Annotated in this window: 22 protein-coding genes and 1 tRNA gene; 15 read left to right on the forward strand and 8 right to left on the reverse strand. The window is 66.9% G+C overall.

Annotated elements, in window-relative coordinates; genetic code table 11:
* Window positions 1–100: 100 nt before the first annotated feature.
* The 6 genes from AC1RVW_RS18115 (at window position 101) to AC1RVW_RS18140 (ending at window position 5,041) form a co-directional block, all read left to right on the forward strand.
* A complete protein-coding gene (locus tag AC1RVW_RS18115; protein WP_106934806.1) occupies window positions 101–829 on the forward strand; it encodes an ABC transporter ATP-binding protein in 729 nt (242 codons plus the stop codon).
* Window positions 826–1,806, forward strand: a complete 981-nt coding sequence (locus tag AC1RVW_RS18120; RefSeq protein WP_081270895.1) for a branched-chain amino acid ABC transporter permease — start codon at window positions 826–828, stop codon at window positions 1,804–1,806. Before AC1RVW_RS18115 ends, AC1RVW_RS18120 begins: the two co-directional genes overlap by 4 nt.
* Before the next feature lie 16 nt (window positions 1,807–1,822).
* Window positions 1,823–2,890, forward strand: a complete 1,068-nt coding sequence (locus tag AC1RVW_RS18125; RefSeq protein ID WP_081270894.1) for a branched-chain amino acid ABC transporter permease — start codon at window positions 1,823–1,825, stop codon at window positions 2,888–2,890.
* The gene (locus tag AC1RVW_RS18130; RefSeq protein ID WP_493201567.1) at window positions 2,887–3,777 is read left to right on the forward strand and encodes an alpha/beta fold hydrolase; all 891 of its coding nucleotides are present in this window, start codon (window positions 2,887–2,889) and stop codon (window positions 3,775–3,777) included. The genes AC1RVW_RS18125 and AC1RVW_RS18130 overlap by 4 nt, the downstream gene beginning before the upstream one ends.
* 56 nt (window positions 3,778–3,833) lie before the next feature.
* Window positions 3,834–4,340 carry a DUF1993 domain-containing protein gene (locus AC1RVW_RS18135; RefSeq protein ID WP_106937473.1) on the forward strand — a complete coding sequence of 169 codons (507 nt, stop codon included), beginning with the start codon at window positions 3,834–3,836 and terminating at the stop codon, window positions 4,338–4,340.
* Between the two features lie 137 nt (window positions 4,341–4,477).
* Window positions 4,478–5,041: a thioredoxin family protein gene (locus tag AC1RVW_RS18140; RefSeq protein WP_493201630.1), complete on the forward strand. Its 564-nt coding sequence runs from the start codon at window positions 4,478–4,480 to the stop codon at window positions 5,039–5,041.
* Window positions 5,042–5,048: 7 nt separating this feature from the next.
* Here the strand turns inward: AC1RVW_RS18140 and hemH are convergent, their stop codons facing one another.
* Window positions 5,049–6,080: a ferrochelatase gene (gene hemH / locus AC1RVW_RS18145; protein ID WP_493201569.1), complete on the reverse strand. Its 1,032-nt coding sequence runs from the start codon at window positions 6,078–6,080 to the stop codon at window positions 5,049–5,051.
* Between the two features lie 15 nt (window positions 6,081–6,095).
* On the opposite strand from hemH, the gene AC1RVW_RS18150 reads away from it, so the two are divergent.
* Complete coding sequence (locus AC1RVW_RS18150) at window positions 6,096–6,827, forward strand: HAD family hydrolase (RefSeq protein ID WP_285411779.1); 732 nt, start codon at window positions 6,096–6,098, stop codon at window positions 6,825–6,827.
* 4 nt (window positions 6,828–6,831) lie between these two features.
* On the opposite strand, the gene AC1RVW_RS18155 is transcribed toward AC1RVW_RS18150, so the two are convergent.
* Complete coding sequence (locus AC1RVW_RS18155; protein ID WP_081270890.1) at window positions 6,832–7,137, reverse strand: NIPSNAP family protein; 306 nt, start codon at window positions 7,135–7,137, stop codon at window positions 6,832–6,834.
* A gap of 119 nt (window positions 7,138–7,256) precedes the next feature.
* On the opposite strand from AC1RVW_RS18155, the gene AC1RVW_RS18160 reads away from it, so the two are divergent.
* On the forward strand, window positions 7,257–7,901 hold the full coding sequence (locus tag AC1RVW_RS18160) for a LysE family translocator (protein ID WP_081270889.1): 645 nt from the start codon (window positions 7,257–7,259) through the stop codon (window positions 7,899–7,901).
* 16 nt (window positions 7,902–7,917) lie between these two features.
* Here the strand turns inward: AC1RVW_RS18160 and AC1RVW_RS18165 are convergent, their stop codons facing one another.
* From AC1RVW_RS18165 to hpnC, 5 genes are read right to left on the reverse strand one after another with little or no spacing between them, the layout of a single operon-like run.
* Window positions 7,918–8,226: a hypothetical protein gene (locus tag AC1RVW_RS18165; RefSeq protein ID WP_493201572.1), complete on the reverse strand. Its 309-nt coding sequence runs from the start codon at window positions 8,224–8,226 to the stop codon at window positions 7,918–7,920.
* Entirely contained in the window at window positions 8,223–9,482 is a 1,260-nt protein-coding gene (gene hpnE, locus AC1RVW_RS18170) for a hydroxysqualene dehydroxylase HpnE (protein WP_493201574.1), read from the reverse strand. The genes AC1RVW_RS18165 and hpnE overlap by 4 nt, the downstream gene beginning before the upstream one ends.
* A complete protein-coding gene (locus AC1RVW_RS18175; protein WP_493201576.1) occupies window positions 9,479–10,294 on the reverse strand; it encodes a hypothetical protein in 816 nt (271 codons plus the stop codon). Before AC1RVW_RS18175 ends, hpnE begins: the two co-directional genes overlap by 4 nt.
* Before the next feature lie 11 nt (window positions 10,295–10,305).
* A complete protein-coding gene (gene hpnD / locus AC1RVW_RS18180; protein WP_106934800.1) occupies window positions 10,306–11,145 on the reverse strand; it encodes a presqualene diphosphate synthase HpnD in 840 nt (279 codons plus the stop codon).
* Window positions 11,142–12,056 carry a squalene synthase HpnC gene (gene hpnC, locus AC1RVW_RS18185; protein ID WP_493201578.1) on the reverse strand — a complete coding sequence of 305 codons (915 nt, stop codon included), beginning with the start codon at window positions 12,054–12,056 and terminating at the stop codon, window positions 11,142–11,144. Before hpnC ends, hpnD begins: the two co-directional genes overlap by 4 nt.
* A gap of 153 nt (window positions 12,057–12,209) precedes the next feature.
* Between hpnC and AC1RVW_RS18190 the strand changes: the two genes are divergently transcribed.
* The 4 genes from AC1RVW_RS18190 (at window position 12,210) to AC1RVW_RS18205 (ending at window position 18,733) form a co-directional block, all read left to right on the forward strand.
* A complete protein-coding gene (locus AC1RVW_RS18190; protein ID WP_493201632.1) occupies window positions 12,210–14,054 on the forward strand; it encodes a potassium transporter Kup in 1,845 nt (614 codons plus the stop codon).
* Window positions 14,055–14,177: 123 nt separating this feature from the next.
* A complete protein-coding gene (locus AC1RVW_RS18195) occupies window positions 14,178–15,389 on the forward strand; it encodes an efflux RND transporter periplasmic adaptor subunit (protein WP_493201580.1) in 1,212 nt (403 codons plus the stop codon).
* On the forward strand, window positions 15,386–18,544 hold the full coding sequence (locus AC1RVW_RS18200) for an efflux RND transporter permease subunit (RefSeq protein WP_493201582.1): 3,159 nt from the start codon (window positions 15,386–15,388) through the stop codon (window positions 18,542–18,544). The genes AC1RVW_RS18195 and AC1RVW_RS18200 overlap by 4 nt, the downstream gene beginning before the upstream one ends.
* 102 nt (window positions 18,545–18,646) lie before the next feature.
* A tRNA-Leu gene (locus AC1RVW_RS18205) sits at window positions 18,647–18,733 on the forward strand.
* An 85-nt stretch (window positions 18,734–18,818) separates the two neighbouring features.
* Here the strand turns inward: AC1RVW_RS18205 and AC1RVW_RS18210 are convergent.
* Window positions 18,819–19,796, reverse strand: coding sequence for a tetratricopeptide repeat protein (locus tag AC1RVW_RS18210; RefSeq protein WP_493201584.1), 978 nt, complete (start codon window positions 19,794–19,796; stop codon window positions 18,819–18,821).
* A gap of 266 nt (window positions 19,797–20,062) precedes the next feature.
* Here AC1RVW_RS18210 and tig point away from each other — a divergent pair, with 266 nt between their 5' ends.
* From tig to clpX, 3 genes are all read left to right on the forward strand, one after another.
* Window positions 20,063–21,379, forward strand: coding sequence for a trigger factor (tig, locus tag AC1RVW_RS18215; RefSeq protein ID WP_081270881.1), 1,317 nt, complete (start codon window positions 20,063–20,065; stop codon window positions 21,377–21,379).
* A gap of 115 nt (window positions 21,380–21,494) precedes the next feature.
* Window positions 21,495–22,103 (forward strand): ATP-dependent Clp endopeptidase proteolytic subunit ClpP, encoded by a 609-nt coding sequence (gene clpP / locus AC1RVW_RS18220; protein ID WP_081270880.1) that lies wholly within the window; start codon window positions 21,495–21,497, stop codon window positions 22,101–22,103.
* Between the two features lie 109 nt (window positions 22,104–22,212).
* The gene (gene clpX, locus AC1RVW_RS18225; RefSeq protein ID WP_081270879.1) at window positions 22,213–23,478 is read left to right on the forward strand and encodes an ATP-dependent Clp protease ATP-binding subunit ClpX; all 1,266 of its coding nucleotides are present in this window, start codon (window positions 22,213–22,215) and stop codon (window positions 23,476–23,478) included.
* Window positions 23,479–23,495: the final 17 nt, after the last annotated feature.

Genomic DNA, 23,495 nt, shown 5'->3' on the forward strand with positions numbered 1-23,495 from the left:
GGGGGGGGGGGGGGCCTCGCGGCCTCCACACCACCTCAGCCTTGCAGGCGCCGCTTGCCCCCATCCCAACCTTCCCCCGGAAGGGGAAGGAGCAAGACCGATGACAACTCAGAACCTGTTGAGTCTCGAAGGCGTGCACACGCACATCGGGGCGTATCACATCCTGCACGGCGTGGACCTGGCCGTGCCGCGCGGGCAGCTCACGATGCTGCTGGGCCGCAACGGCGCGGGCAAGACCACCACGCTGCGAACCATCATGGGCCTGTGGCATGCGTCGCAGGGCAGGGTGCGCTTCGGCGACAAGGAAATCACCGCCCAGCACACGCCGCAGATCGCCGGACTGGGCATTGCCTACGTGCCGGAGAACATGGGCATCTTCTCCGACCTCACGGTGAAGGAGAACATGCTGCTGGCCGCGCGCGGCGCCAAGAACGCGCAGCAGATCGACGACACGCGCCTGAAGTGGATCTTCAAGCTCTTCCCCGCGGTCGAGAAATTCTGGAACCACCCGGCGGGCAAGCTGTCGGGCGGGCAGAAGCAGATGCTGGCCGTGTCGCGCGCCATCGTGGAGCCGCGCGAGCTGCTCATCATCGACGAGCCCAGCAAGGGCCTGGCGCCCGTGATGATCAACAACATGATCGACGCCTTCGCCGAGCTCAAGCGCAGCGGCGTGACCATCCTGCTGGTGGAGCAGAACATCAACTTCGCGCAGCGCCTGGGCGACACCGTCGCGGTGATGGACAACGGCCGCGTGGTGCACGCGGGCTCCATGGCGGAGTTCTCCGCCGACGCGCAACTGCAGCAATCGCTGCTCGGACTGGCTCTATGAAACTCGACTTCGACTGGAAGCCGCTGCTGCTGGCGCCGGTGCTCGCGCTCGCCGCGCTGCCGCTGACCGGCTCCTTCTCCACCTGGCTCACGCTCACCGTGGCGGGCCTGGCCATGGGCATGATCATCTTCATCATCGCCTCCGGCCTCACGCTCGTGTTCGGCCTGATGGACGTGCTGAACTTCGGCCACGGCGTGTTCATCGCGCTGGGCGCCTTCGTGGCGAGCAGCGTGCTCGGCCTGATGGGCGACTGGACCGGTTCGGGCGAGCTGTGGCGCAACCTCGTGGCGGTGTTCCCCGCCATGCTGGTCGCGATGCTCGTGGCCGGCGCGGTGGGGCTGGCCTTCGAGCGCTTCATCGTGCGGCCGGTGTACGGCCAGCATCTGAAGCAGATCCTCATCACGATGGGCGGCATGATCATCGGCGAAGAGCTCATCAAGGTGATCTGGGGCCCGGCGCAGGTTCCGCTGCCGCTGCCCGAGGCCCTGCGCGGCTCGCTGCTGGTGGGCGACGCGGCCATCAGCAAGTACCGGCTGCTCGCGGTGGCCGTGGGCGTGGTGGTGTTCGGCGTGCTCGCTTGGACGCTGGGCCGCACCAAGATCGGCCTGCTCATCCGCGCCGGCGTGCAGGACCGCGAGATGGTCGAGTCGCTGGGCTACCGCATCGGGCGCCTGTTCGTCGGGGTGTTCGTGGTGGGCAGCGCGCTGGCCGGGCTGGGCGGCGTGATGTGGGGGCTGTTCCAGCAGAACCTGGTGCCGCAGATGGGCGCGCAGGTCAACGTGCTGATCTTCATCGTCATCATCATCGGCGGGCTGGGCTCGACGGGCGGCGCGCTCATCGGCGCGCTGCTGGTGGGGCTGATGACCAACTACATCGGCTTCCTGCTGCCCACGCTCACGCAGTTCGCGAGCATCTTCCTGATGGTCGCGGTGCTGCTGTGGCGTCCGCAGGGCGTGTACCCCGTGGCGAACCGCTGAGAAGGAGAAAGCCGCCGTGTTCCTGAAACGACTTCTCTCCAACGACATGCCGCGCAGCCGCCTTCTGGCGCTGCTGCTGGTGGTGCTGTTCCTCGCGCTGGCGTTCGCGCCTTTCATCTTCCCGGGCGTCAAGGCGCTCAGCGTCGCGGCCAAGATCCTGGTGTTCGTGGTGCTGGTGGCCAGCTTCGATCTGCTGCTGGGCTACACCGGCATCGTGAGCTTCGCGCACACGATGTTCTTCGGCATCGGTGCCTACGGCATCGCCATCTCGGCCTCGCGGCTCGGGCCCAACTGGGGCGCGGTGCTGGTGGGGCTGGGCGCCTCGCTGGCGGTCTCGCTGGTGCTGTCGTTCGCCATCGGCCTGTTCTCGCTGCGGGTGCGCGCGATCTTCTTCGCGATGATCACGCTGGCCGTGGCCTCGGCGTTCCAGACGCTGGCCTCGCAGCTGTCGGACTTCACCGGCGGCGAAGACGGCCTGACCTTCAAGCTGCCCGAGCTGATATCGCCGAGCTTCGAGTTCTCAGATGAGCCTTTCCTCGGCGTGTCGCTCGACGGCCGGCTGCTTTGCTACTACCTGCTGTTCGTGGCGGCGGTGGTGCTGGTGCTGGCGCTGCTGCGCATCGTGAATTCGCCGTTCGGCCGCGTGCTGCAGGCGATCCGCGAGAACGAGTTCCGCGCCGAGGCCATCGGCTACCGCGTGGTGGTGTACCGCACCACGGCCGCCGTGCTGTCGGCGCTCTTCGCCACGCTGGCCGGCGCGATGCTGGCGATCTGGCTGCGCTACAACGGGCCCGACACCTCGCTGAGCTTCGAGATCATGATCGACGTGCTGCTCATCGTGGTGATCGGCGGCATGGGCACCATCTACGGCGCGGCCATCGGCGCCGTGCTGTTCGTCATTGCGCAGAGCTACCTGCAGGACCTGCTGCGCATCGGCAACGAGGCCGCGAGCGGCCTGCCTTGGCTGGCCGCGCTGCTGTCGCCCGACCGCTGGCTGCTGTGGCTCGGCGTGCTTTTCGTGCTGTCCGTCTATTACTTTCCCACCGGCATCGTCGGCAAACTGCGAGCAAGGGCTGCGCGATGAGCGACAACAACAATCAGATTCCACTCTCGCGCTATGCGCAGCTCGCGGGCCGCGAGATCCATTGGCTTGAGTGGGGCGCTGAAGACGCACCCGTGGTCATCGCCTGGCACGGCCTCGCGCGCACCGGCCGCGACATGGACGAACTGGCGCAGCACTTCGCCTCGCGCGGCTTCCGCGTGATCTGCCCCGACACCATCGGCCGCGGCCTGAGCCAGTGGAGCCCGCTGCCCGACGAGGAATACAAGCTGTCGTTCTACGCACGCATCGCCAACGCGCTGTGCGACGAACTGCGGCTGGGGCGTGTGCACTGGGTCGGCACCTCGATGGGCGCCGCCATCGGCACGGTCTGCGCGTCGGGGCTTTTCGAGCCGCGCATGAAGGCGCGCATCGCGAGCCTGGTGCTCAACGACAACGCGCCCGAACTGGCCCAGCCCGCCATCGAGCGCATCCGCGCCTACGCGGGCCAGCCGCCCGCGTTCGACACGGTGGCCGAGCTGGAGGCGTTCTTTCGCACCGTCTACAAGCCTTACGGCTGGCTCAGCGATGCGCAATGGCGCCGGCTGACCGAAAGCTCCACGCGGCGGCTGTCCGACGGCCGCGTCACGCCGCACTACGACCCGGCCATGGTCCGGCAGTTCAGCGCGCACGACAACGACTACCTGATCTGGCCGCACTACGACGCCATCGATGTGCCGGTGCTGTGCCTGCGCGGCGTGGAGTCCGACCTGGTGCTGCCCGAAGTGGTCGAGCAGATGCGCCAGCGCGGTCCCGGCGCGGCCGGCCGGCTGCAGGTGATCGAAGTGCCTGCCTGCGGTCACGCGCCCGCGCTCAACGTGCCCGAACAACTGGAGCCGATCGAAGGGTTTATCCGCGCGGCCGGTCGTTGAAGCCCCGGCGGCAGGACAATCGCCGCCGCTTCAACCACAACAAGGCCTCGACCATCATGGCGCTCTCTCTGTACGACCTGTCGGTGCCCGTCTTCGCACGCGGACTCGGCCAACTCACCCATCTGCTCGACAAGGGCCTGGCGCACGCCAAGGCCAACGGCATCGACCCGGCCACGCTGGTCGAGGCGCGCCTGGCGCCCGACATGCTCACCCTGGCCGGCCAGATCCAGCGCGCCAGCGATGCCTCGAAGCTGGGCACGGCCCGCATCGCCGGCATCACCGCGCCGAGCTTTCCCGACGAGGAAAAGACCTGGGACGACCTGCTCGCCCGCATCGCGAAGACGCAGGACTTCCTCGCGAGCGTGGACCGCGCGCTGATCGACGGCCAGGAAGAGCGTCCCGTGACCATCAAGGCGCGCGAAGGCGAGGCGCATTTCACCGCGCAGCGCTACCTGCTGCAGTTCGCGCTGCCCAATTTCTTCTTCCATGTGACCACGGCCTACGACGTGCTGCGCCACAAGGGCATCCCGATCGGCAAGATGGACTACCTCGGCAAGTTCTGAGTCGCTCCCGGCCTTCACGCCGCCGGGACAAAGTTCAAATTGCCGTGACACATGCGCACGCCCGGGGTGCGCCGCAAACAATCGCGCCTGACCGCTGTCGGTCTGACACAAGGAACGGGGTTGCGATCATGAAGAACATGCTGTCCAGGAGAGCGTTCTCGGGGCTCGCCGCGGGGGCGTCGGCCCTGGCTGCGGCGGCCGGTGGCGGGTGGCCGGTACGCAGTGCCCTGGCCGCGTCGCCGGGCCTGCGCGACTACGGCAAGGCCCCCGAGTTCGCGGGCATCGACAAGTGGCTCAACTCGGAGCCGCTCACGCTGAAGGGGCTGGCCGGGCAGGTGGTGCTGGTCGACTTCTGGACCTACTCGTGCATCAACTGCATCCGCACGCTGCCGCACGTGGTGAGCTGGTACGAGAAGTACAAGGACCAGGGCTTCGTGGTGGTGGGCGTGCACTCGCCCGAATTCGCCTACGAGAAGCTCACGCGCAACGTGGAAGATGCGATCCGGCGCTTCAACATCCGCTATCCGGTGGCGCAGGACAACGCCTTTGCCACCTGGAAGGCCTACGACAACCAGTACTGGCCGGCCTTCTACCTGGTCGACAGCAAGGGCCAGGTGATGCGGCAGCACTTCGGCGAGGGCGAGTACGCCGAGATGGAAGCCGCGATCCAGGCGCTGCTGGTGCGCAAATCGGCGGGCTGAAGTCGCTTCAGCGCGCGATCGACTGCGTGGGCCAGCCCGCCAGGTTGCGCTCGGCAATGCCCGCGAGCGCGGTGATCCATGCCGGGCTGTCGTTCAGGCACGAGATATAGCTGAATGTCTTGCCGCCCGCGTGCATGAAGGCCTCGCGGCCTTCCATGGCGATTTCCTCGAGCGTTTCGAGGCAGTCGGCCGGGAAGCCGGGGCACACCGCGTCGACGCGCTGGATGCCGGAAGCGCCGAGTTCGCGCAGCGTGGGCTCGGTGTAGGGCTCGAGCCACTTGGCGCGGCCGAAGCGCGACTGGAAGGTGACGCGGTGCTGAGCCGCCGAAAGGCCCAGCCGCTCTGCGAGCAGGCGCGCGGTTTCCAGGCACTGAGACTGGTACGGATCGCCGAGCGCGATGTTGCGCGCGGGAATGCCGTGGAAGCTCATCAGCAGCACCTCGCCGCGGCCTTCGGTCTTCCAGTGTTTCTCGATGCCTTGGGCCAGCGCCTCGATGTAGGCCGGGTCGTCGTGGAAGTCATTCACGAAGCGGAACTCCGGCAGGCGGCGCTGCTTGCGGCTCCAGTCGTTCACCGCGTCGATCACGCTGGCGGTGGTGGTGGCCGAGTATTGCGGGTAGGCCTGCAGCACCAGCACGCGGGTGACGCCCTCGGCCTGCAGCGCGTCGAGGCGCGAGGCGATCGACGGGTTGGCATAGCGCATCGCGTCGCGCACCGTCACGCGGTGGCCGCGCTCACCGAGCCAGCCGGCCAGCAGCGTGGCCTGCTTCTGGGTGAACACCTTAAGCGGCGAGCCCTCGGGCATCCAGATGCTCGCGTACTTGGCGGCCGACTTGGCCGGGCGCACGCGCAGGATGATGCCGTGCAGGATCAGCGCCCAGATCGCCCTGGGAATCTCGACCACGCGCGGGTCGCCCAGGAAGTCTGCGAGGTAGGGGCGCACGGCGGCGGCGGTCGGTGCATCGGGCGAACCCAGGTTGCACCAGAGCACGGCGGTGCGCGGGGTGCCCGGCGGGGCGTTCTCGGGATGTGGAGGCATGCGATATTCTCGGTCATGACCTCCGCCTCGACGGCGCCAGCAGGCGCCGAACCCCTCGACCTCCAACGTATTTCCGCGATCTCGCTCGACCTCGACGACACGCTGTGGCCGATCTGGCCGACCATCGAGCGCGCGGAGGGCGTGCTCCAGGAATGGCTGCTGCGCGAGGCGCCCAAGACGGCCTCGCTGCTGCTGACGCCCGGCATTCTTCGCGAACTGCGCGAAGCCACCGCCAAGGAACGCTCCGACCTCGCGCACGACCTGAGCGCGCTGCGCCGGGAGTCGATCCGCACCGCGCTCAAGCGCGCGGGCGAAGACCCGGCGCTGGCCGATCCGGCCTTCGAGGCTTTCTTCGAAGAGCGCCAACGCGTGACGCTGTATGAAGACGCGCTGCCCGCACTCAAGTGGCTCAGCGAACGCTATCCGTTGGTGGCCATCTCGAACGGCAACGCCGACATCCACAAGACCGGCGTCGGCCGATGGTTCCGCACCGCCTTCAATGCGCGGGCCTTCGGCAGCGGCAAGCCGCATGCGCCCATCTTCCGCGCCGCCGCGGCATCGGTCGGCTTCCTGCCCAAGGACGTGCTGCACGTGGGCGACGACGCCGAACTCGACGTGGTCGGCGCGCTCAATGTCGGCATGCAGGCCGCCTGGCTCGTGCGCGACGAGCGGCCCTGGGTGCACGACGCCCGGCCGCAGCTGATCGTGCCGAACCTGCACGCGCTGTGCGTGGCGCTCGGCGCCTGAGGCCTTACTTGAATACCGGGCGGAAGAAGCTGCGTTCGTAACTCAGGATGCAGCGGGTTTCTTCCGCGTACTTGAAGGCGGCCTGGCATTCCGGGTCCTGCATCGAGTCGGCGCGGTACTTTTCGTAGGCGGCCAGGCTCGGGAAGGTGAACATCGCCAGCGCGACGTTGTTCGTGCCTTCCGAGGGCAGGAAGTAGCCGTGGTGCTGGCCGCCGAACTTCTCGACCAGCGGGATCCAGAGCCTGCCGTAGTGCTCGAACTCCTTGAGCTTGTAGGCGTCGACGATGTAGCGCAGGTAGCAGGTGACCATGGGTGGGTTCCGGGAAGTGAGAGGGTATTGGCGCGGCGTCTGCGCCGATTCGCGGGGCTGACTATAGTTTCCCGTCGTCCTCAACTCCTTGCGGCATCGCGCCGGGCAGGAACCCCAAAGTGCATTTCTCGAACTGGCTCGTCTTCTGCGGCGTCACGCTGCTCGTCGCCTTCACGCCCGGACCGGCGGTGTTGCTCGCGGTCTCGAACTCGATGAGCGTGGGCCCGCGACGCGCGATGATCAGCTCGCTCGGCAACGCGACGGGGCTGTTCATGGTGTCGGCCGCGGCCATGGCCGGGCTGGGCGTGGTGCTCTCGACCTCCGCCCATGCCTTCATGCTGCTGAAGTTGGCCGGCGCGGCTTACCTGATCTACCTGGGCATCAAGCAGTGGCGCAGCCAGGGCAGCGTGTTCGCCGACCTGCAGGGCGCGCCGGCCGGTGCCGTGCCGCGTTCGGGCCTGCGCCTGTTCGGCAACGGCCTGACGGTGGCGCTGACCAACCCGAAGGGCATTCTTTTCTTCTCCGCGCTGTTCCCGCAATTCCTGACGCAGGACGCGCCGCTGGCCATGCAGTTCGCGGTGCTGACGACCACCTTCGCGACCGCCTCGGTGCTGTCGCATGCGTTCTACGTGCTGCTGGCGCGACTTCTGCGCAAGCAGCTCTCGGATCCGCGCCGCACGCGGCTGTTCAACAAGGTGTCGGGCGGGGCCTTCGTGCTGCTGGGCCTGAGCCTGCTGCGTTTGCGCAACAAGACGGCCGCCTGAGCTTCCTGTCGGGTCGTCAGTCGAGCGCGAACTGCTCGCGCAGCGCCGCGCAGAAGTCGGCGGTGCCGCTGAGCGAGAGGGTGACGGTGTCGAAGCGCGGGTTTTCTTCGTGCGTTTCCTGCAGGTCGTAGTCCCACATGGCGCCTTCGTCGAGGGCGCCGCGTGCATGCGGGAACGTGGCCTCGGCCCACGCCAGCACGGCGGCAATCTCTTGCTTGACCTCGGGCGTCTTCTCGGGCGTGGTCGACGCCATCGCGTCGAAGGTGCCGTAGCCTTCTGTGTCTTCGCTGTAGTCGAAGTCGAGGTAGCGCAGTTCGGTGGTCATGGGGTCATTGCCTTTGCGGCGGCGAGCCCGCTGAGGACGGCGCCTTCGAGCGTGGCCGGGTAGGGGCCTTCGGTGTAGTCGCCGCAGGCCTGCAGGCCGGGCGCGATGGCCGACGGAGGCCTGGCGAGGGCGGGTGTGCAGGCGAAGGTGGCGCGTTTCTCGACCACGGTCTGCACGAGCTGCAGCTTCGTCTGGCCCAGTTGCCTGGCGGCCTGCGCGATCACCTGTTCTTCCAGCACTTCGCGCGAAGCCTCGTTGGCACTGACGACCATCGCGAGCACGCCTTGCATGCCGCCGAGCTGGCCCCGGTCGAAAGCGAACTGCGCGGGGGCGGTGGCCGGGTCGCTGCGCAGCGCCAGCATCGGTTCGGCCAGCGGCGAGGCGCCGCGCACATAGACGGTGGCAATGGCCTCGAAGCGCAGGGCCTCGGTGGTTGCGCACCAGGCATCCGCCTGCAGGCCGGATGCACGCACCAGCCGGGCGGCGTCCCACGGCGCGCAGGCCAGCACGACCTGGTCGAAGATTTCATCGTCGACGCGCCACCGGCCGCCCTCGGATGCGATGGCGCGCACGCGGGTGCCGATGCGCACTTGCGCGCCCTGTGCGGTCAGCCACCGGATGGCCGCGTCGGGAAGCAGCGCGCCCAGGTCGGCACGGGGCAGCAGCAGGTCGGCGCCGCCGCTGCCGCTGAAGAGGGCATCTTTCAGCACGCGCAGGAACACTTCGCCGCTCGACTGCCCCACGGGTGTGTTGAGCGCCGACACGCACAGCGGCTCGATCAGCTCCTTCATCACGCGCGGGGTGAGGCCGGCGCACAGGTCGGCGACCGTGGTGCTGTCGGTGCAGCGAAAGCCCGCAAGGCGCCAGCCGATGGCGGTGCGCAGCAGCGATGACTTGTCGCGCCACGTCCAGCCGCGCGCGGTGAAGATGCCGGCCAGCAGGTCGAGCGGCGCGGGCAGCCGCGGCAGCTTGAGCCCGCCACCGTCCGCAAAGCGCAGCGACAGCGGCAGGCGCAACAGCACGCCGTCGACATCCACGCCGACATCGCGCATCAGCTTCAGCGTGGCGGTGTACGCGCCGATCAGGATGTGCTGCCCGTTGTCGAGCGCCAGCCCGTGCATGTCGTCGACGCGCCGCGCGCGGCCGCCGGGCATGTGCGCAGCTTCGAACAGCGTGACGGCATGCCCGAGCCGCGTGGCCTCGACCGCGCAGGCCAGGCCGGCCCAGCCGGCGCCGATGACGGCAATTCTTTTCATTGAAAGTCGCGCGGGAGCAGGATGCGGTCGCTGTAGGGGGCAAGGTCGTTGTCCGGCTTCTCGCAACGGACGAAACATCCATGCGTCAGCAGCTCGATGCGCTCGGCCCTTGTCAGCCCGTCTTCGCGCATTCGCAGGCCGCTGTCATTCAAGTCGTATTTGCCGTCCGCGTTGAATAGCAGCTTGTCGCCCACGATGTAGTCACGCCTGAACTGCGTTGCCCATTGCGAGTTGGAGCCCCATCCGTCCGCCAGATCCTCCCTGGGCCGGTATTTGCGCCGGTGAGCCCAGTAGAGGGTCGACGACGTCGCGATTTCAGGTCGTAGTGCGCCACACACGCAGGACACGGCGACACCTGCTCGCGAGAACATCATGGGACCGAGCATCAGTGCGGGCCAATCCACCCGTTCGAGATCGATGTAATCCTGGCGGGGTCGGGTTCCGTCTGCTTCGACGACTTCGACGATTTCATGAAAGAAGGGCGAGTAGGCCGGCTCGTCGACCACGCGAAAGCCCATGCCAGTCATGAACGCGAGGTACTCCGGCATGGTCAAGGCCGGGCCTTCCCAGCTGTCGTGTGTTCCCCGTTGAAACGCCATCAACAAGATCTGGTTGATGCGCGAAAGCGCATAGAGGCGCCATGAGTCATCGATTTCAATGGGCTCTGGCGACGTTTGCTGCTCGAACGCGGTCAACCATTCGCGCTCGCCTGCCATCCATGGACTGAGCAGCTCATGGAAAAGGTCAGCTTGGGGGCCTATGCCGAGGATCGCCCTGTACAGACCGACATGCGAAAGCTGGGAAGCATCCATGGAAACCGAAGCTAGATTCGCCCCAGCGCCTGGACCTTCCAAGCAAGCCAGAACTTGCGCACTGGCGTCAGGCTCACGCGCTGGTTCAGCACCTGGAAATCGTCGCGTTCGATCTCGCGCAGCAGGGTGCGGTAGATGCTGGCCATCATGAGGCCCGGCTTCTGCGCGCGGCGGTCGGCCAGCGGGAGCAGGGCGAGCGCTTCGTCGTAGGCCGCGTGGGCGCGCGCGGCCTGGAACTTCATCAGCGCGACGAAGCGTTCCGAGTGCACGCGGTTCAGGATCTCGTGCGCCTTCACGTCGAACTTCTGCAACTCGTTCACCGGCAGGTAGATGCGCCCGCGCAGGGCGTCTTCGCCCACGTCGCGCAGGATGTTGGTGAGCTGCAGCGCCAGGCCCAGCTTGTGGGCATAGGCGGTGGTCTGCGGATCGGTCTGGCCGAAGATGCGCGCCGCGACTTCGCCCACCACGCCGGCCACGAGGTGGCAGTAGCGCGCGAGTCCCTGGAAGTCGAGATAGCGGGTCTGGTCCAGGTCCATCTGGCAGCCGTCGATCACCTCGTTGAGCTGGCGCGCCTCGATGCCGTAGGCCGCGGCGTGCGGCATCAGCGCTTGCATCACGGGGTGGCGGGGCGTGCCCGCGAAGGACTGGGCCACCTCGGTGCGCCACCAGGCGAGCTTGGTGGCGGCCACGCCGGGATCGCTGACCTCGTCGACCACGTCGTCGACCTCGCGGCAGAACGCATAGAAAGCCGTGATCGCGGCGCGGCGCGGCTTGGGGAGGAACAGGAAGGCGTAATAGAAACTGCTGCCCGAGGCGGCGGCCTTGTCTTGCACGTATTGCTCGGGATTCATCGGGGAGGCGCTGCTTTCATGGGCCGTGATTGTCTCCGCATCCGCATGGCCTTCCAGAGCAGCAGGGGGGCATCGGCCTTGCCGACGGTGGGGCGCTGCGAGAAGGTGTCGAAGCCGAGGTCGACGATCTTGTCGAGGATGCGCAGCCCGCCCTGCACCACGAGCCGCAGTTCCCAGCCCGCGCGGCCGGGCAGCCGGTGCACCAGCGGCGCGCCTTCCGTCATGAGCTCGCGCGCCCAGTAAGACACCACTGCTATCAGATTGATAGCTTCCTGCGGCGGCGGTGCCGTCGACAGCGGCGCGAACACCTTGAAGTTCTCGCGCGTCAGGCCGCGCCGGTCGCAGTCGGTCAGCGGGAAATAGAAACGCCCGCGCGGCAGGTCGACGCTCGGGTCCTGCCAGAAATTGATGAGCTGCAGCGCGCTGCAGATGGCATCGCTCTGCGCCAGCGCCTGCGCGTCGTGCACGCCGTAGAGGTGCAGCAGCAGCCGGCCGACCGGGTTGGCGGAGCGGCGGCAGTAGTCGAGCAGCTCGGCGCGGTCGGCGTAGGTGCCGTGGTCGCGGGTTTTCTCGATGTCCTGCATGAAGGCGCTGAGCAGGTCGGCGAGCAGGTCTTCGGGCAGCTTGTGCTGCGCGATGCTGTGGGCCAGCGGGCCGAACACGTGCGGCCAGCGCGATGACGGCAGCACCTCGCCCTGCGCGGCGGCGGCCAGTTCCTCTCGGTAGGCGCGCAGATCGGCCAGCCGCTGATCCGGCAAGGCCTCGCCTTCGTCGGCGATGTCGTCGGCGGTGCGCGCGAAGTGGTAGATCGCGGCAATGGGCGGGCGCAGGTGCGGCGGGCACAGCCAGGAGGCTACGGGGAAGTTCTCGTAGTGGGCCGGCGGGTTGGCAAGGTGGGGAGTGGCGGACACGCCACGATTGTCCGCGACGACGCAGCGCCCCGGCACTATGCTCGCAGCGTCGCCACTTTGAACTTCCTGCTTCTCATGAAAGCATCCGCACCGGCTTCCGGGTCCCAGGTTTCAGCGTACGGCGAGGCGGCGCACCCGGCGGGGCCGACGCTCATGATCGCCGCGCTGGGGGTGGTGTTCGGCGACATCGGCACTTCGCCGCTCTATGCCTTCAAGGAGACGATGAACCCCGAGCACGGCGTTCCGTTCTCGCCCGATTCGGTGCTGGGGCTGCTCTCGCTGATCTTCTGGGGGCTGATGTTCGTGGTCACGCTGAAGTACGTGGTGTTCGTGCTGCGTGCCGACCACGACGGCGAGGGCGGCATCCTGGCGCTGCAGGCGCTGGCGCGCAACGCGGTGTCCGGGCCGAAGACGAAGCCCTGGGTATGGAACGTGATCGGCATGCTCGGGCTGGTGGGCGCGGCCATGTTCTACGGCGACAGCCTGATCACGCCGGCCATCTCGGTGCTGTCGGCGGTCGAGGGCCTGGAGGTGCAGGCGCCGGTGCTGCAGAAGGCGGTGCTGCCGATCACGGTGGTCATTCTCATCGGGCTGTTCGCGGTGCAGAAGAAGGGCACGGGCGTGGTCGGCAAGGTGTTCGGGCCGGTCATGCTGCTGTGGTTCCTGATACTGGCCGCGGCCGGACTGTGGCAGGTGCTGCAGCAGCCGCAGGTGCTGGCGGCGCTCGATCCGCGCCGGGCGCTGGGCTTCCTGGTCGAACACCGGGCGCAGTCGCTGGCGGTGCTGGGCGCGGTGTTCCTGGCCTTCACGGGCGGCGAGGCGCTGTATGCCGACATGGGGCACTTCGGCGCCCGGCCGATCCGGCTCGCATGGCTGTTCATCGCGCTGCCGGGGCTGGTGCTGAACTACTTCGGGCAGGGCGCGCTGGTGCTGGCCAACCCGGCGGCCATCGACAACCCGTTCTTCCGCCTTTTCCCCGCGTGGGGCGTGCTGCCGATGGTGGTGCTGGCGGCAATGGCCACGGTCATTGCATCGCAGGCCGTGATCTCGGGCGCCTTCTCGCTCACGGCGCAGGCGATGCGCATGGGCTACCTGCCGCGCATGCGGGTGATCCAGACCTCGGGCACGGCGATCGGGCAGATCTACGTGCCCACGGTCAACTGGCTGCTGATGGTGGGGGTGCTGCTGCTGGTGCTGGGCTTCCGCAGTTCGGGCGCGCTGTCGGCGGCCTACGGCATCGCCGTGTCGATCACCATGGTGACGACCACGCTGCTGGCCGGCATCGTGGCCTGGGGGCTGTGGCGCTGGAACAAGGTGGCGGTGGTGGTCGGCGTGGCGGCCTTCGCGGTGGTCGACCTGACCTTCGTGGTGGCCAACAGTCTCAAGATTGCCGAGGGTGGCTGGCTCACGCTGGCGGTGGCGGTCGTGGTGATGGTGGTCTTCACCACCTGGGCCAAGGGCCGCCGGCTGGGCCTGGAGGCCGCCGCAGCCGAGAGCCTGCCGCTGCGGCCCTTCATCGAGTCGCTGGCGCTGCACATGCCGCATCGCGTGAGCGGCACGGCGGTGTTCCTGAACCCCGACGCCACCGCGGTGCCGCATGCGCTGCTGCACAACCTCAAGCACAACCAGGTGCTGCACGAGCAGGTCATCGTGCTGCGCGTGCTGCCCTGCGACACGCCGCGTGTGGATGCGCGCAACCGCATCGAGGCCGACCAGCTGATGGAGGGCATATGGGTGGTCACCGCGCGGCACGGCTTCATGGAGCGGCCCGACGTGCCCGAGTTCATCCGCATCCTGGCCTACCAGAAGACGCTGGCGATCGACTCGATGAAAACCTCGTATTTCGTCTCCCGCGCCTCGGTCGGCGAGGAAAACCTGCCGGGCCTGAACCCGATACGGCGCGCGCTGTTCGGCTGGCTGCAGCGCAATGCGGGCCGGGCATCGGACTATTTCGAACTCCCGGACAACCGGCTGGTGGAGATGGGGCAGCGTACGTAGGCGGCGGCCGGAGCCCGGATCGGGCTCTAGTGACCAGCGGGTCATTGACAGTGGTTCGGGTTTATCCTAGATTACTAACCAGTGGGTCATTAATGGCCCGGTTCGTCCTCTCCTGGGTGTCTCATGACCGCCTCCACCACTGTCTTTTCCCGCGCCCGCAGCGCCGCATGGCTGCTGCTTCCCGCCGTATTCCTGGCCGGCTGCTCGCCTAAACCCGCGGTCGAGGACCCCGTTCGCGCGGTCAAGGTCGTGACCGTGGGGGCGAGCGAGTTCGACGCCCAGCCCGAGTTCTCCGCCGAGGTGCGGGCGCGCGTCGAGTCGCGGCTGGGCTTCCGCGTGGCGGGCAAGATCATCCGGCGCCAGGCGGAACTGGGCCAGCACGTGCAGGCCGGCCAGGTGCTGGCGCAACTCGATCCGCAGGATTACCGGCTCGCCGCCGAAGCCGCCCGCGCCCAGCAGGCCGCCGCGCTGACCAATCGTGACCTCGCGGCAGCCGACCTGAAGCGCTATCGCGAACTGCGCGAGCAGAACTTCATCAGCGGCGCCGAACTGGAGCGCCGCGAAACCACCTGGAAGGCCGCGCAGGCCCAGCTCGAACAGGCGCAGGCACAGCTTTCCTCGCAGGGCAACCAGGCCAACTACACGACGCTGGTGGCCGACGTGGCCGGCATCGTCACCGCCATCGAGGCCGAGCCGGGCCAGGTGGTGCAGGCCGGCACGCCGGTCGTGCGCATTGCGCAGGACGGCGCGCGCGACGTGGTGTTCGCGGTGCCGGAAGACCGCGCCACGCTCGTCAAGATCGGCTCGCCGGTCACCGTGCGCGGCTGGTCGGGCGGCAACGAACTGCAGGGCCAGGTGCGCGAGGTGGCGGCCAGCGCCGATGCCGTGACGCGCACGTATTCGGTCAAGGTCGCGATCGACGCGGCCGCCTCGCCGCCGCTCGGCGCCACGGTCTATGCACGGCCGCAGGCGCTGGCGCACGCGACCACCGCTGTCATGAAGCTGCCGACCAGCGCGCTGCGCCAGGAGGGCAAGGGCACGGCCGTGTGGGTGCTCGACCAATCGACCATGACGGTGCGCTCGCAGGCCGTGCAGGTGGCCACGGCAGACGGCAACGAGGCCGTCATCGCCAGCGGCATCACGCCCGGCATGATGGTCGTGGCCGCCGGCGTGCACGTGCTGTCGCCGGGGCAGAAAGTCACCATCTACCAGTCGAAGGAGGCGGCCGCGGCCGCCGCCAATGCCGGTGCGAAGGCATCGGCCCAGCCCGTGGCGGCCGTCGCCGCGAGCGGCAAGGAGATCGCTGCAGGCGCAACCGGCGGTGCTGCCAAATGAGCGGCAGCCCGGCGAACCCCAACGACAAGCCCGCCGGCTTCAACCTCTCCAGATGGGCGCTGGACCACGCGCCCCTGACGCGCTACCTGATGGTGGTGCTGATGGTGCTGGGCGTGTTCGCGTACTTCCAGCTCGGGCAGGACGAAGACCCGCCGTTCACCTTCCGCGCCATGGTCGTGAAGACCTACTGGCCCGGCGCCACCGCGCAGCAGGTGGCCGAGCAGATCACCGACAAGCTCGAGCGCACGCTGCAGGAAGCGCCTTACGCCGACAAGATCCGCAGCTATTCGAAGCCGGGCGAGTCGCAGATCATCTTCAACATCAAGGACTCGTCGAAGTCCACCGAGGTGGCGAACGTCTGGTACACGGTGCGCAAGAAGATCGGCGACATGCGCGCCACCTTGCCGGCCGGCGTGCAGGGCCCGTTCTTCAATGACGACTTCGGCGATGTCTACGGCGTGATCTACGCGCTGGAGAGCGAAGGCTTCAGCTACGCCGAGCTCAAGACGATGGCCGACGACGTGCGCCAGCAGTTGCTGCGCGTGAAAGACGTGGCCAAGGTCGACCAGTTCGGCGTGCAGGACGAGAAGGTCTACATCGAGATCTCCCAGAAGCGCCTGGCACAGCTCGGGCTCGACTTCAACGCGGTGCTGCAGCAGCTCGGCTCGCAGAACGCGGTGGAGAGCGCGGGCTCCATCTCGTCGCCGCAGGACGTGGTGCAGGTGCGCGTGGCCGGCCAGTTCACCAGCGTCGACCAGCTGCGCGACATGCCGATCCGCGGCAGCTCGGGCAGCCAGCTCAAGCTGGGCGACATCGCGGACATCCATCGCGGCTACGTCGATCCGCCGGCGGTCAAGGTGCACCACCAGGGCAAGGAAGTGATTGCGCTGGGTGTGTCGATGGCCAAGGGCGGCGACATCATCGCGCTGGGCAAGGCGCTGAAGGCCACCACCGCCACCATCGACAAGCGCCTGCCGGCCGGCGTGAAGCTGGCGCAGGTGCAGGACCAGCCGGTGTCGGTGGCCAGCTCGGTCAACGAATTCGTCGGCGTGCTGATCGAGGCCGTGGCCATCGTGCTGGCCGTGAGCATCATCTCGCTCGGGCTGCACAGGGGCGGGCGCTTCGGCTGGTACATCGACATGCGTCCCGGGCTGGTGGTGGCGATCACCATTCCGCTGGTGCTGGCCGTGACCTTCCTGGCAATGAACTACTTCGGCATCGGGCTGCACAAGATATCGCTGGGCTCGCTCATCATCGCGCTCGGCCTGCTGGTGGACGACGCCATCATCGCGGTCGAGATGATGGTGCGGAAGATGGAAGAGGGCTACGACAAGGCCCGCGCCGCCACCTACGCCTACGACGTCACGGCCAAGCCGATGCTCACGGGCACGCTCATCACGGCGGCCGGCTTCCTGCCGATCGGGTTGGCGAAGTCGGTGACGGGCGAGTACACCTTCGCGATCTTCGCGGTGACGGTGATCGCGCTGGTGCTGTCGTGGATCGTCTCGGTTTACTTCGTGCCGTACCTCGGCACGCTGCTGCTCAAGGTGAAGCCGCACGACCCTGACGCGCCCCCGCACGAGCTGTTCGACACGTCGTTCTACAACGCCTTCCGCCGCGCGGTGAACTGGTGCGTGCAGCACCGCTGGATGACCATCGGCGCCACCGTGCTGATCTTCGCGCTCGGCATCGTCGGGATGGGCAAGGTGCAGCAGCAGTTCTTCCCGGACTCGAGCCGGCCGGAGATCCTGGTGGACATCTGGTTCCCAGAAGGCACCTCGTTCGCCGCGAACGAGGAAGTGGCCAAGCGGGTGGAGAAGCGTTTCATGGAAGAGGCCGGCGTGAGCACGGTCAGCACCTGGATCGGCTCCGGCGTGCCGCGCTTCTACCTGCCGCTGGACCAGGTATTCCCGCAGACCAACGTGTCGCAGCTCATCGTGCTGGCCAAGGACCTGAAGGTGCGCGAAACGCTGCGCCTGAAGCTGCCGCAGCTGCTGGCGCAGGAGTTTCCCGAGGTGCGCGGCCGCGTCAAGCTGCTGCCCAACGGGCCGCCCGTGGCGTACCCGGTGCAGTTCCGCGTGATCGGACCGGACCCCGCATTGCTGCGCGGCCATGCCGACGAGGTCAAGGCCGTGCTGCGCGACAACGCCAACATGCGCGGCGTGAACGACAACTGGAACGAGTCGGTGAAGGTGATCCGCCTCGAGGTCGACCAGGCCAAGGCCCGCGCCCTGGGCGTGACCAGCCAGGCCATCGCGCAGGCATCGAAGACGATGTTCAGCGGCACCACCGTGGGCCAGTACCGCGAGAACGACCTGCTCATCGACATCGTGCTGCGCCAGGCGCCCGACGAGCGCCAGGCCATCTCGGACATCGGCAATGCCTACATCCCGACGAGCTCGGGCCGCTCGATTCCGCTCGCGCAGATCGCCAAGCCGGTGTTCACCTGGGAGCCGGGCGTGATGTGGCGCGAGAACCGCGACTACGCCATCACCGTGCAGGGCGACGTCATAGAGGGCCTGCAGGGCGCGACCGTGACCACCCAGTTGCTGCCGAAGCTGCGCGAGCTGGAGGCCGGCTGGGCCGCGGCCGGGCAGGGCGGCTATCGCATCGAGGTGGCGGGTGCCGCCGAGGAAAGCAGCAAGGGCTCGGCCTCCATCGTGGCGGGCGTGCCGATCATGCTGTTCCTGGTGTTCACGCTGCTGATGCTGCAACTGCACAGCTTCAGCCGCTCGCTGCTGGTGTTCATCACCGGGCCGATGGGCATTGCCGGCGTGGCCGGCGCGCTGCTGGTGCTGAACCGGCCGTTCGGCTTCGTCGCGCTGCTGGGCGTGATCGCGCTGATGGGCATGATCCAGCGCAATGCGGTGATCCTGATCGACCAGATCGAGATCGACCGCGCGGCGGGCGTGCCGGCGTGGGACGCGATCGTCGAGTCGGCGGTGCGGCGGCTGCGTCCGATCGTGCTGACGGCAGCTGCCGCGGTGCTGGCGATGATCCCGTTGTCGCGCAGCGTTTTCTGGGGGCCGATGGCGGTTGCGATCATGGGCGGGCTGATCGTGGCAACGGTGTTGACCCTGCTCGCGTTGCCTGCGATGTACGCCGCTGCATTCCGTGTGAAGCGCGAGCCGAAAGCGGTGCCGATTAGCGTCTAAAATACAAAGCTGACCGATTTCAAGCGGATGGTCTTTGGCCCACGGGAATCCGTGGCGCAGGAAGCCCGTCCGCTTTTGCATTCACCTGAAAAGATTGGCATCGCGCGGGTGGCGAAATTGGTAGACGCACCAGGTTTAGGTCCTGACGTTCGCAAGAACGTGCCGGTTCGAGTCCGGCCCCGCGCACCAGCCCTCTGCTAAGTAGCCCGTTCTATCGAGCAGTTGAAAAAGCCCCGTTTCGTGAGGAACGGGGCTTTTTCTTTTTGGCGGGCTCTTACCAGTCGTTGTCGCTGCTGCTGTCGCTGCCGCTGTCGAAACCGCCGCCGCCGCTCGAGTCGTCCCAGGAACTCGTGTCCTTGATGCCGAAGTCGTTGTCGACGATGCGGTCGGGCTCCGGGGTGGTCGACGAGGGCCAGAGGCCGCGGCCCATTTCGGTGTTGCCGTTGTCGGCGATGCGGGTCGTGCCGCTGTCCCTGTTGTCGATCACGCTGTTGTTGTCGCTGCCATGCATCCAGTGGCGCACCGCCTCTTGCGCGACCATCGCGCCGACGCCCACGGCCGCACCCGTGGCAAGGGCCGAGCCGAGGCCCATGCCGGGGCTGGCGGCGGGCGGTGGCGCGGGCGTCCAGTTGCCGCCCGGGCCGTAGTTTCCATAGTTTCCATAGCCCGCCGGCGCACCTTGCTGCATGCCGGGCATGCCCGGCCCGGGGCCGTACGACGGGGCGGCCGGTGCGGCGGGCGGCGCGACCCGGCGCCGGAAGGCGAGGTAGCCGACGACCAGCAGCCCCAGCAGGGCGATGGGCATCCACGGCACGGAACTCGTCCGGCTCTCGGCGGCGCGCGGTGCCGGCGCAGCGGGCTCGCTCACGCGGGAGGGCGTGCTCCTGGCCTGCGGAGCCGGCTTGTCGAGCTTGTTCGTGAGCCGTTCGACGGCCTCGGGTTTGGCGAAGTCGAGTGCGGGCGACAGCGCCTTCGCCTTGGCGAGTTCGCTTCTCGCGTCGTCGAGCCTGCCTTCGGCCGCGAGCAGCTCGGAGTGCACGAAATGCGCTTTCGCGCTGTCGGGGTGGTCTTTCAGCACCTTCGCGATCATCGCGTCGGCGTCGGACATCCGGCCGCCGTTGGCGGCCTCGTAGATCTGCTGGATGGTCGGGTCTTTCGGAGCCGGCGCGTCGGTCCTGGCCTGCGCGAGGGAGGGCATGCCGAATGCCACGGCAAGGCTGAGGGCGAGGGCGGCAAACATTCGCTGGATCATGAGAATTTTCCTGTGCATCCCTGTGAGTGAGGATGAATCGAGAGTCACTGTACGACCCGAATATTGGTCAAACCTGACCGCCGATCCCCCCGCGCTTCAACCCCGTGAAAACCCGCTTTCCCGCCGGATTAGAATCCCGGGTTGCCCAGTTTTGCAGGCGGCACCCGCGTGCCTCCGCATAAATCCCGCCAGCGCGTGTAAGTCCTTGATCTGTATTGATAAAAAGATGCAGGCCCCGCGCACAGCCCCCTTACCAGGAAGACATCATGACCGTGACCGTTGAAACTCTCGAGAAGCTCGAACGCAAGATCACGCTGACCCTGCCGGTCGGCACCATCCAGTCCGAAGTCGATTCGCGCCTCAAGAAGCTCGCGCGCACCGTCAAGATGGACGGCTTCCGTCCCGGCAAGGTGCCGATGAACGTCGTGGCCCAGCGCTATGGCTACTCGGTGCACTACGAAGTCATGAACGACAAGGTCGGCGAAGCCTTCTCGCAAGCCGCGAACGAAGCCAAGCTGCGCGTCGCCGGCCAGCCCCGCATCACCGAGAAGGAAAACGCACCCGAAGGCGAACTGGCCTTCGACGCGGTCTTCGAAGTGTTCCCTGAAGTCAAGATCAACGACCTGTCGGGCGCCGAAGTCGAGAAGCTCTCGGCCGAAGTGGGCGACGACGCCATCGACAAGACCCTCGACATCCTGCGCAAGCAGCGCCGTACCTTCGCCCAGCGCGCGCAAGACGCCGTGGCGCAAGATGGCGACCGCGTGACGGTCGACTTCGAAGGCAAGATCGACGGCGAGCCCTTCCAGGGCGGCAAGGCCGAAGACTTCCAGTTCATCGTCGGCGAAGGCCAGATGCTCAAGGAATTCGAAGACGCCGTGCGCGGCATGAAGTCCGGCGACAGCCGCACCTTCCCGCTGTCGTTCCCGGCCGACTACCACGGCAAGGACGTGGCCGGCAAGCAAGCCGACTTCCTCGTGACCGTGAAGAAGATCGAAGCCTCGCACCTGCCGGAAGTCAACGAACAGCTCGCCAAGTCGCTCGGCATCGCCGAAGCCACCGTGGAAGGCCTGCGCGCCGACATCAAGCGCAACCTCGAGCGCGAAGTGAAGTTCCGCCTGCTGGCACGCAACAAGAACGCCGTGATGGACGCCCTGGTGGCCAACGCCGAACTCGACCTGCCCAACGCCAGTGTGCAAGCCGAAGTGAACCGCATGGTCGAAGGCGCCCGCGCCGAACTGAAGCAGCGCGGCATCAAGGACGCCGACAAGGCACCGATCCCCGACGAAGTCTTCCGCCCGCAAGCCGAGCGCCGCGTGCGCCTGGGCCTGGTGGTGGCCGAACTGGTGCGTGCCAACAACCTGCAGGCCAAGCCCGAGCAGATCAAGGCCCACATCGACGAGCTGGCCGCCAGCTACGAGAAGCCGGCCGACGTGGTGCGCTGGTACTTCAGCGACAACAACCGCCTGGCCGAAGTCGAAGCCGTGGTCATCGAGAACAACGTGACCGACTTCGTCCTGGGCAAGGCCAAGGTCAATGAAAAGTCGGTGTCGTTCGACGAACTGATGGCGCAGCAGCAGGGCTGATTTCCGTCTTCGCCCGCTACGCCAATGGGGCTTGTGCTTTGCGGCACGAGCCCCATTTCACTCAGGCGTACAGTTAACAAACAGCGAACGATTTCACTTTCCGGAGAGCAAATTCATGAGCGCACAGGAAATCCAAGGCCTCGGCATGGTCCCGATGGTCATCGAGCAATCGGGCCGCGGCGAGCGGTCTTATGACATCTACTCGCGCCTCCTCAAGGAGCGCATCATTTTCCTGGTGGGCGAGGTCAACGACCAGACGGCCAATCTCGTGGTGGCGCAGCTGCTGTTCCTCGAGAGCGAGAACCCGGACAAGGACATCTCGTTCTACATCAACTCCCCGGGCGGCAGCGTGAGCGCCGGCATGGCGATCTACGACACCATGCAGTTCATCAAGCCCGACGTGTCGACCATGTGCCTGGGCTTCGCGGCCAGCATGGGCGCCTTCCTGCTGGCAGCCGGCGAGAAGGGCAAGCGCTTCTCGCTGCCCAACTCGAAGATCATGATCCACCAGGTGCTCGGCGGCGCACGCGGCCAGGCGACCGACATCGAGATCCATGCGCGCGACATCCTGCGCACCAAGGACCAGATGAACCGCATCCTGGCCGAACGCACCGGCCAGCCGCTGGAAAAGGTCAAGGCCGATACCGAGCGCGACTATTTCCTCACTGCCGACGAGGCCAAGGACTACGGCCTGGTCGACCAGGTCGTCGCCAAGCGCGGTTGAAGTCCGGCGCCGGTGGCGCCAACAAATGGCAGAAACGGCGTTTTCCTTACGGGAAACGCCGTTTTTGTTTAGTTATCATTGTCCCTACCCTGTAACGAGGCATCTGTCCATGGCCGAAAAAAAAGGCTCCTCCAGCGAAAAAACGCTTTATTGCTCGTTCTGCGGCAAGAGCCAGCATGAGGTCAAGAAGCTGATCGCGGGCCCTTCGGTCTTCATCTGCGACGAGTGCATCGACCTTTGCAACGAGATCATCCGCGACGAACTGCCCGCGGGTGAAGAAGCGCGCGAGGCACGCAGCGACCTGCCGACGCCGCTCGAGATCAAGACCAACCTCGACAACTACGTGATCGGCCAGGAGCCGGCCAAGCGCATGCTGTCGGTGGCGGTCTACAACCACTACAAGCGCCTGCGCCACAAGGAAAAGGCCAAGGGCGAGGACGTCGAGCTCAACAAGAGCAATATCCTGCTGATCGGTCCCACGGGCTCGGGCAAGACGCTGCTGGCGCAAACGCTGGCTCGCATGCTCGACGTGCCCTTCGTGATGGCCGACGCCACCACGCTGACCGAAGCCGGCTACGTGGGCGAAGACGTCGAGAACATCATCCAGAAGCTACTGCAGAGCTGCAACTACGAAGTCGAACGCGCCCAGCGCGGCATCGTCTACATCGACGAAATCGACAAGATCTCGCGCAAGTCCGACAACCCCTCGATCACCCGCGACGTATCGGGCGAGGGCGTGCAGCAGGCCCTGCTGAAGCTCATCGAAGGCACCATGGCCAGCGTGCCGCCGCAAGGCGGGCGCAAGCACCCGAACCAGGACTTCCTGCAGATCGACACGACCAACATCCTGTTCATCTGCGGCGGCGCCTTCGCCGGCCTGGAAAAGGTCATCGAAAACCGCACCGAGGCCTCGGGTATCGGCTTCGGCGCGTCGGTCAAGAGCAAGCAGCAGCGCAGCATCACCGAGGTGTTCCGCGAAGTCGAACCCGAAGACCTGATCAAGTTCGGCCTGATCCCCGAACTCGTGGGCCGCATGCCCGTGGTCGCGTCGCTTGCGGAACTCAGCGAGGATGCGCTGGTCCAGATCCTGACCGAGCCCAAGAACGCCGTGGTGAAGCAGTTCACCAAGCTGCTGCAGATGGAAGGCGTGGACCTCGAAATCCGCCCGGCGGCGCTCAAGGCGATCGCTCGCAAGGCCCTGGCCCGCAAGACCGGTGCGCGCGGCCTGCGTTCGATCCTTGAACAGTCGCTGATCGACACCATGTTCGAATTGCCGAACGCGACCAATGTCGACAAGGTGGTGGTCGAGGAATCGACCATCGACGAAAACAAGCCCCCGCTGCTCGTGTACCGCGAAGCTGCGAAAAAGGCTTAAAGCCAAAGACGCGAAGG

It is taken from the genome of Variovorax sp. MPBD4-3 (genome assembly GCF_058809745.1).

Excerpts from the sequence above, each read along its gene's own strand:
- clpX (WP_081270879.1), top strand. The coding sequence starts at position 22,213 with ATGGCCGAAAAAAAAGGCTCCTCCAGCGAAAAAACGCTTTATTGCTCG.
- AC1RVW_RS18130 (WP_493201567.1), top strand. The coding sequence starts at position 2,887 with ATGAGCGACAACAACAATCAGATTCCACTCTCGCGCTATGCGCAGCTC.
- hpnE (WP_493201574.1), bottom strand. The coding sequence starts at position 9,482 with ATGAAAAGAATTGCCGTCATCGGCGCCGGCTGGGCCGGCCTGGCCTGC.
- AC1RVW_RS18135 (WP_106937473.1), top strand. The coding sequence starts at position 3,834 with ATGGCGCTCTCTCTGTACGACCTGTCGGTGCCCGTCTTCGCACGCGGA.
- hpnD (WP_106934800.1), bottom strand. The coding sequence starts at position 11,145 with ATGAATCCCGAGCAATACGTGCAAGACAAGGCCGCCGCCTCGGGCAGC.
- AC1RVW_RS18120 (WP_081270895.1), top strand. The coding sequence starts at position 826 with ATGAAACTCGACTTCGACTGGAAGCCGCTGCTGCTGGCGCCGGTGCTC.
- AC1RVW_RS18150 (WP_285411779.1), top strand. The coding sequence starts at position 6,096 with ATGACCTCCGCCTCGACGGCGCCAGCAGGCGCCGAACCCCTCGACCTC.
- AC1RVW_RS18200 (WP_493201582.1), top strand. The coding sequence starts at position 15,386 with ATGAGCGGCAGCCCGGCGAACCCCAACGACAAGCCCGCCGGCTTCAAC.
- hemH (WP_493201569.1), bottom strand. The coding sequence starts at position 6,080 with ATGCCTCCACATCCCGAGAACGCCCCGCCGGGCACCCCGCGCACCGCC.
- AC1RVW_RS18140 (WP_493201630.1), top strand. The coding sequence starts at position 4,478 with ATGCTGTCCAGGAGAGCGTTCTCGGGGCTCGCCGCGGGGGCGTCGGCC.
- AC1RVW_RS18165 (WP_493201572.1), bottom strand. The coding sequence starts at position 8,226 with ATGACCACCGAACTGCGCTACCTCGACTTCGACTACAGCGAAGACACA.
- AC1RVW_RS18155 (WP_081270890.1), bottom strand. The coding sequence starts at position 7,137 with ATGGTCACCTGCTACCTGCGCTACATCGTCGACGCCTACAAGCTCAAG.
- AC1RVW_RS18210 (WP_493201584.1), bottom strand. The coding sequence starts at position 19,796 with ATGATCCAGCGAATGTTTGCCGCCCTCGCCCTCAGCCTTGCCGTGGCA.
- AC1RVW_RS18115 (WP_106934806.1), top strand. The coding sequence starts at position 101 with ATGACAACTCAGAACCTGTTGAGTCTCGAAGGCGTGCACACGCACATC.
- clpP (WP_081270880.1), top strand. The coding sequence starts at position 21,495 with ATGAGCGCACAGGAAATCCAAGGCCTCGGCATGGTCCCGATGGTCATC.
- tig (WP_081270881.1), top strand. The coding sequence starts at position 20,063 with ATGACCGTGACCGTTGAAACTCTCGAGAAGCTCGAACGCAAGATCACG.
- AC1RVW_RS18195 (WP_493201580.1), top strand. The coding sequence starts at position 14,178 with ATGACCGCCTCCACCACTGTCTTTTCCCGCGCCCGCAGCGCCGCATGG.
- AC1RVW_RS18190 (WP_493201632.1), top strand. The coding sequence starts at position 12,210 with ATGATCGCCGCGCTGGGGGTGGTGTTCGGCGACATCGGCACTTCGCCG.
- AC1RVW_RS18175 (WP_493201576.1), bottom strand. The coding sequence starts at position 10,294 with ATGGATGCTTCCCAGCTTTCGCATGTCGGTCTGTACAGGGCGATCCTC.